Raw genomic sequence first — 7,197 nt, 5'->3', positions numbered from 1 at the left:
ACAACACTCAAGCCGGCCGGGAGGCCGCTGTGCTCTTGATCTGCTTTTGATCTTAGGCGCCCCAATAGCCGCCGTTACCTAAACAATGGATATGCACACATCACCCCGCCCAGCGCCCCCCACATTGCACCCACGCCCCAGAGCCGATAGTCTTGCAAACCATTACCAAAAACCCAATCCCCTCGGGCCCATTGGGTAAAAGGAGAGGTTTGTGAACATCGGACAGTTCGCCTTTCAACGCCAGGTTGAAACTCTATACGTCGACCACAACAGCTGGCTGCGCACCGTGCTACGGCGCAAATTGGGCAACGCATTCGATGCCGCCGACCTGGCCCACGACGTCTACCTGCAACTCATGCGTAAGGGCCAACTCCCGCCCACCGGCGAATCCCGCCGCCACCTGACCCAAATCGCCAACGGCCTGGTCATCGACCTCTACCGCCGTCGCCAGATCGAAACCGCTTACCTGCAAGCCCTGACCCTCTTGCCCGAACCCTGCGCGGCCGATGAAGAAACCCGCGCCCTGGCCATCGAGGCCCTGATCGAAATCGACGCCGCCCTGCACAGCCTGCCACCCAAGGCACGCCAGGCCCTGTTGCTGTGCAAACTCGATGGCCTGAGCTACCGCGAGATCGCTGCCGAGCTGCAAGTCTCCGTCTCATCGGTGGAAAAATACATCGCCGCCGGCCTGCTGGCCTGCTACCAAACCCTGCACGGCTGACCCACAGCGATGTCGACCGAACAGCCAATCGCCCCCGTTATCATCGAGCGCGCCACCGCCTGGATGGCACGTCTATGGGCCGATGACGCCAGCGCCGAAGACCACGCCAACTGCCTGCGCTGGCGCGCCGAACACCCCCATCACGAGCTGGCCTGGACACGCCTGCTGGGCTTCGAGCAAAAACTCAACAGCGTCCCTGCCGCAGTAGCCAAGCACAGCCTGGCCGAACCCGAAGCCCCCGACTCCCTCAATCGCCGCAGCACCCTGCGCCTGCTCGGCCTGTTGGTCGCAGCCGGTGGCCTCACCTACGGCGTGCGCCGCACCGACGCCTGGCAACTGGCGAGTGCCGGCCATAGCACCCGCACTGGCGAAATTCGCGAAGTCGTATTGCCCGACGGCACTCGCCTGGTGTTGGGCTCGGCCTCGGCGATTGACGTGCAATTCGACGACCACCAACGCCTGGTGCTGCTGCGGGCCGGTGAGGTCTTCATCACCACTGCGCCTTCATCCCGGCCGTTTCGGGTGCAGAGTCACCAGGGCCTGTTTCAGGCGCTGGGCACGCGCTTCAGCCTGCGACAGTGCGACGACAGCTGCCAGTTGGCAGTGCTTGAGGGTGCCGTGCAGGTGCAGCCTGAGCATGGCGCAGTCGCGAGAGTGGAAGCGGGGCAGGGTGCCACGGTTTCCAGGGACAAGGCGCAATCGACTGCGGCAGTGACAGACCGCAGCATCGCTTGGGTCAAGGGGCTGTTGATGGCCGATGGCACCCGGCTCGACGAGCTGATCACCGAACTGGCGCGCTACCGCCCCGGTGTACTGCGCTGTGCGCCGGAGGTGGCGATGCTGCGGGTCAGCGGCGTGTTGCATCTGGAAAACACCGACCTGGCCCTGGACAATCTGGCCGCCGCGTTGCCGATACAAGTGGTGAAGCGCACCCGCTATTGGGTGACGGTAAGTGCCCCTGCCTGAAAAAACCTTGAGATTTGATTGAGGGTTTTGGCTGCTCGTTCGGAAGATAAGGTAAGGGCGAGCAAAGGCTCAATCGGTCAGGGAGACTTCATGAGTAACAAGGATGTGGCTGCGGCCAAACCCAGGGGGCGGGGCGCGGTCTCGCACGTGTTGCGGCCGGTGCGCGGGCGACTGATCGCTGCGGCACTGCTGGCCGGTGCGGGCAGTATGCTGACGTTGGTGCCGCTGGGGGGCGTTGTGCATATCGCCAGGATCGCCCTCGGCGGGCCGTCGATGGCCCAGGCATCGGTCGAGCTGTGGTTGACCATCAGTGTCAGCCTGGCGAGCCTGTTCGTGGGCTTGCTGTTGATGACGGTTGCAGAGACGGTCGCGCACCTGGCCGACAACCACCTCACTCGTCACCTGCGCCTGGCAATCGCTCAGCGACTGAGCCAGGTGCCGCTGGGCTGGTTCACCGAGCGGGCGTCGGGCGAGGTCAAGCAGGCGATGCAAGACGATATTGGCACCCTGCACAGCCTGACTGCGCACTTCTATACCAGCGTGGGGCGTTGCGCCGGGGCCGTGCTGCTGTCGGCGGTCTACCTGTTCACGGTTGATTGGCGCATGGCGCTGGTATCGCTGTTGCCGTTTCCGGGGTTCTTCCTGTTCTTCAATCGTGCGATGAAAGCCAGCGGCAGTGCGATGCAGTCCTTTGTCGAACGCATGACCCGGGTCAATAACGCAGTCGTCGAGTTCGTCAACGGCATTCCGGTGGTCAAGGCTTTCGGTGCCATCGGCAAGGCCCACGCGGGCTACCGCAAGGCGGTGGATGATTTCAGCGAAGCCTTCGTTGAGTTCACCCGGCCGCTGGTGGGGACGATGGCCAACGCCAACGCAATGATCGCCCCGGTGACGGTGCTCGCAACCGTGCTGACGTTCGGCCTGGTGTTTATCAGTCTGGGCTGGATCAGCGCCGTGGAGGTACTGCCGTTCGCCATTGTCGCGCCGGGTATTTGCGCGCCGCTGATGCTGCTGAGTTACATCACTCACGACCTGAACAACGCCGTTGGCGCCGCCGAGCGTGTACAGGCGCTGCTGGCGACGCCGGTACTGGCGCAGGCGGAGCCGGGCTCCGAACGCTTGCCCAAGGACGCCGAGGTGCGCGTGGAAAACCTCGGGTATGCCTACGACCCACAGAACCCGGTACTGTCGAACATCAGCTTCACCCTCAAGCCCGGTACCGTCACCGCCATCGTCGGCGCTTCGGGCTCGGGCAAGTCGACCCTGGCGCGCCTGCTGCTGCGCTTTTTCGATCCGACCGAAGGGCGTATCACCCTGGGCGGCGTCGACCTGCGGCAGGTCGAGACTTCGCAGCTCTACAACCTGATCGGGTTTGTGCTGCAAGAGGTACGCCTGGTCCACGCCAGCGTTGCCGAAAACATCGCCCTCGGCCGGCCCAGCGCCAGTCGCAAGGAAATCGAGGCGGCCGCACGGGCGGCGAATATCCATGAGTGCATCATCGGCTTGCCACGGGGCTACGCCTCGGTGATCGGCGAGGATGCGCAGTTGTCCGGTGGCGAGCAGCAGCGCATCAGCATCGCCCGCGCGGTATTGCTGGCGCCGCCGGTGCTGGTGCTGGATGAGCCCACGGCCGCCGCCGATGCCGGGAACGAGGTGGCGATTCAGGACGCGCTGTCGCGCTTTGCCCAGGGGCGCACGCTGTTGGTGATCGCCCATCGCCTCGACACCGTGATGCACGCCGACCACATCATCGTGCTGGAAAACGGCCGCATCGTTGAACAGGGCAACCATCCTCGACTGATCGCGCAGGAAGGCCGCTACGCGCGCCTGTGGGCGTCGGGCGGCTACAAACAGACCCGCGAACAGGCGCTGCCGACATGCTGAAAACCTTTATCGAACTGTTGGGCGACGACGGGCCAGTCTTGCATCGCTATGTGAGAAACGTGGTGTTCTACGGCGCGCTCTGTGGGCTGACCATCGCTGCGCTGGTGCCGGTACTGACCGATATGCTCAACGGTGATCTTGCCGAAGCAGCGCTGTGGCTGGTGGTATTCCTGGCGGCGGTGGCGACGTGTTGGGCGACGCGACGGGAAGTTGAAAAGGCCGGCGTCGCGTTGGGCGTGGCGGTGCTGCAAGGCGGTCGCCAGCGGATCGGCGACCACGTGGCCGGGCTGCCTGTCGGCTGGTTTACCCCGGATAACACCGCGCGGCTCAACCAGGTGGTGACCCAGGGCATGATGACCGTGGCCCAACTGCCGGCCCATGTATTTACCCCGGTGCTCAGCGGCGTGGTGACGCCGTTGGTGCTGGTGCTGGCGCTGTTCGTGCTGCACTGGAAAATGGGCCTGATCGCCTTGTTGGCGTTGCCGATTCTCGGTGCCGCATTCTGGCTCAGCGCACGGCTTGGCCGGCGTGCTGACCGGGCGTTCCAACGCAGCTCGGCTGACACCAGCCAGCGCATGCTGGAGTTCGCCCAGTCGCAGTCGGTGTTGCGTGCGTTCAGTGGCGGCGGTAGCTCGGTGTTCCTGCAACGGGCGATTGAGCAGCAACACGCGACAGGGGCTCGCCTGATCCTGTTGTCCGCAACCTCGGTGTTGCTGAATACGTGGATGGTGCAGGTGGTGTTCGCCGCCTTGTTGATCGCCGCCGCATTGTGGCTCGACGCGTACCTGGGTAATCCCTTGCACGTAGGCTCGGTGATCGCGGTGATGGTGTCGCTGTTGCTGGTCAGCCGCTTCATTGACCCCCTGCTGGAGGTGGCCGGTTATGGCGAGACCTTGCGCGGCGCCGGGATGCAACTTGAGGCGGTGCGCGAGATCCTGGCCGCATCGCCGCTGAAAGAGCCGAGCGCCCCGCAATCCCCACGGGATGCCTCAGTGGAATTGTGCGACGTGAGTTTTCGTCACCCGGGTGGTCCTCGGGACGTGCTGCGTGGCGTGAACCTGCGAATTGAACCCGGCAGCATGACCGCGCTGGTGGGCGCTTCCGGCTCGGGCAAGACCACGCTGCTGAGACTGGTTGCGCGGTTTTTCGAGGTCAGCCAAGGCCATGTGTGTATCGGTGGCGTGGATGTGCGACAGATGTCTGGCGAGCAGCTTAACGCGCGGATCAGCCAGATCTTCCAGGACACCTACCTGTTTCAGGGCAGCGTCGCCGACAACATTCGCCTGGGCAAGCCTGACGCCAGCGATGTGCAAGTGCTGGAGGCCGCGCGGCAGGCCGGTGTGCAGTCGATTATCGAGCGTTTGCCCATGGGGCTGTCGACCAGTGTCGGCGAGGGCGGGGCACGCCTGTCCGGCGGCGAGCGCCAGCGTATCGCGATCGCCCGTGCGTTGATCAAGGGCGCGCCGATCCTGCTGGTGGATGAAGCCACTGCTGCACTGGACGCCGAGAACCAGGCGGTCATCGCCGAAACCCTGGCACGCTTGCGCGGCAAGTGCACGTTGATCGTGATCGCGCATCAGTTGTCGACGGTGGTGATGGCCGACCAGATCGTGGTGCTTGATGAGGGCCGGATCGTAGAGCACGGCACGCCAGAACAACTGACGGCTCGGCAGGGGCGTTATGCCCGGTTCCTGGCGCAACGGCGGGCGTCGAAGGGGTGGCGTATCGCCTAGTGGACCCGCCAGGAAGGCGGGTCCGAAGAGCAGGTCAGAGCTTCGGCAGTTGCCCGATGCGGCCCATCATTTCAGTGACGATCTGCAGGTCCAGCAGGAACTGGTCGACGGTCTTGAACTCGTTGTCGGTATGGCCGGTGTACTTGACCTCTGGCCGTGCCAGGCCGAACTGCACGCCATTCGGTAACTCATGCACCGAGGTGGCGCCGGCCGAAGTCCCGTACTTGTGCTCCATGCCCAGGTTCTCGCTGGCCACGGCCAACAGCGCCTTGACCCACTCGCCTTCAGGGTTGCGGTACATCGGCTCGGCGATCGAGTAGTCGAAGCTCACGGCCACGTGGTTCTGTTTGGTCCAGGCTGCCAGCTTGTCGGCGATTTCAGCCTTGAGCGCTTCCGGCGACTTGCCCTTAGGCACACGCAGGTTGACTGCCAGCTTGAAGGTACCGTCATCCTCACCGACATAGGTCAGCGACGTGGTCAGCGGCCCCATGAACGCATCGGAGAAGCCCACACCCAGTTTGCCGCCCAGGTAATCCAGGCCCCAGTTGGTGGCGGCATAACGCGCGGCATCGGTGAACTGGTTGTGCTTGAGCGCCACCTTGCCGTCGAGGCTGTTGAGGAAGTCGAGCATGCGGGCCACCGGGTTCACACCGGATTCTGGCTCGGAGGAGTGAGCGGACACGCCAGTGACGGTCAGCTTGACGTCCTTGCCGTCGACCTTGGCTGCCACTTCGAAGTCGCCGCCATTGTTTTTGGCGTATTCGCTACCGGCCTTTTGCAGGCTGGCGGCCAGTTCGGCGGGCTTTTCGCTCAACAGTGTCATCACCGACGCCGACGGAATCTGGTTGGTGGCCTTGCCGCCGGTCATCGAGATGATTTCTGCGCCTTTGCCTTCAGCCTTGCGCTTGGGGAACTTGGCCATGACCGTGCCGTAGCCTTTCTCGGCGATCACCACCGGGTAGCCGCCATCCAGCGCCAGGTTGTAGTTGGGCGTTGGGTTGTGTTCGAAGTAGTACGGGATCGCGTCGCCGGAGGTTTCCTCGGTGGTGTCCACCAGCAGCTTGAAATTGCGTGCCAGCGGCAGCTTCTCTTCCTTGATCACCTTCATCGCGTACATCGCCACCACGATGCCGTTCTTGTCATCCTCGGTGCCGCGGCCATACATGCGGTCGCCGATCAGCGTGACCTTGAACGGATCGAGCTTGGTGCCGTCCTTGAGCACCCAGTTTTCCGGGGTTACCGGTACCACGTCGGCGTGAGCATGAATGCCGACGACTTCATCGCCGCTGCCTTCCAGGGAGATCTCATAGACACGGTTATCGATATTGCGGAAGTTCAGGTTGAACGACTCGGCCAGACTCTTGATCCTGGCGGCGATCTTGATGAACTCGGGGTTGTCGTGCTGGGCCACGCCGGCCACCTGGAACGTCGGGATCTCCACCAGTTCGCGCAGGGTTTCAGTGGCGGCAGCGCCGTACTTCACTCGCGCATACAGGCCGAGCAGGCGATGGATTTCGTTCTGCTGGTCGGCGGTCAGGCCCTTGTTGTCGAGGAACGCGCTGATAGCCGGGCCGAGGTTGTCGCTCTTGGCCACGTCACTCTTGGCCAGGCTACCGAGAAACTGCCTGAAATCCTTGACCGAAGCGTCGCTGAAGGTCTTCAGGATGATCGCATTCTGTTTCGGGGTGAGGTTGGCTTGAGCTTGGGTGGTGAACACCGAAAGGCTGGCGGCCATCAGGGTGGCTACGGCCAGTTGTTTGAGGGAAAAATCCATTGCTGAGGGCATTCCTTTGCAGGGAGTGAGTGAGAAATGTCTGATCATAAGGTCAGAAACAATTTCACACACTACCATCGGGAGGCTGGGGGAGGGGAGTGCTTGAGTAGGAAATTTCC

Annotated in this window: 5 protein-coding genes; 4 read left to right on the top strand and 1 reads right to left on the bottom strand. The window is 63.2% G+C overall.

The window, feature by feature from the left end; genetic code table 11:
• The first annotated feature begins 211 nt into the window (after positions 1–211).
• From SNL23_RS04040 to SNL23_RS04025, 4 genes are all read left to right on the top strand, one after another.
• Complete coding sequence (locus tag SNL23_RS04040) at positions 212–721, top strand: sigma-70 family RNA polymerase sigma factor (RefSeq protein WP_076016398.1); 510 nt, start codon at positions 212–214, stop codon at positions 719–721.
• Positions 722–730: 9 nt separating this feature from the next.
• Entirely contained in the window at positions 731–1,687 is a 957-nt protein-coding gene (locus SNL23_RS04035; protein WP_318301679.1) for a FecR domain-containing protein, read from the top strand.
• A gap of 90 nt (positions 1,688–1,777) precedes the next feature.
• Positions 1,778–3,571 carry an ABC transporter ATP-binding protein gene (locus tag SNL23_RS04030; protein WP_318301678.1) on the top strand — a complete coding sequence of 598 codons (1,794 nt, stop codon included), beginning with the start codon at positions 1,778–1,780 and terminating at the stop codon, positions 3,569–3,571.
• Positions 3,565–5,304, top strand: a complete 1,740-nt coding sequence (locus SNL23_RS04025; protein WP_318301677.1) for an ABC transporter ATP-binding protein — start codon at positions 3,565–3,567, stop codon at positions 5,302–5,304. The genes SNL23_RS04030 and SNL23_RS04025 overlap by 7 nt, the downstream gene beginning before the upstream one ends.
• Positions 5,305–5,338: 34 nt before the next feature.
• On the opposite strand, the gene SNL23_RS04020 is transcribed toward SNL23_RS04025, so the two are convergent.
• Entirely contained in the window at positions 5,339–7,078 is a 1,740-nt protein-coding gene (locus SNL23_RS04020) for a dipeptidase (protein WP_318301676.1), read from the bottom strand.
• Positions 7,079–7,197: the final 119 nt, after the last annotated feature.

The sequence above is a fragment of the Pseudomonas sp. SED1 genome (genome assembly GCF_034044025.1).
GTDB lineage: Bacteria > Pseudomonadota > Gammaproteobacteria > Pseudomonadales > Pseudomonadaceae > Aquipseudomonas.
The sequence above is the reverse complement of the archived record's forward strand: the minus strand, read 5'-3'. Positions and strand labels throughout refer to the sequence as shown.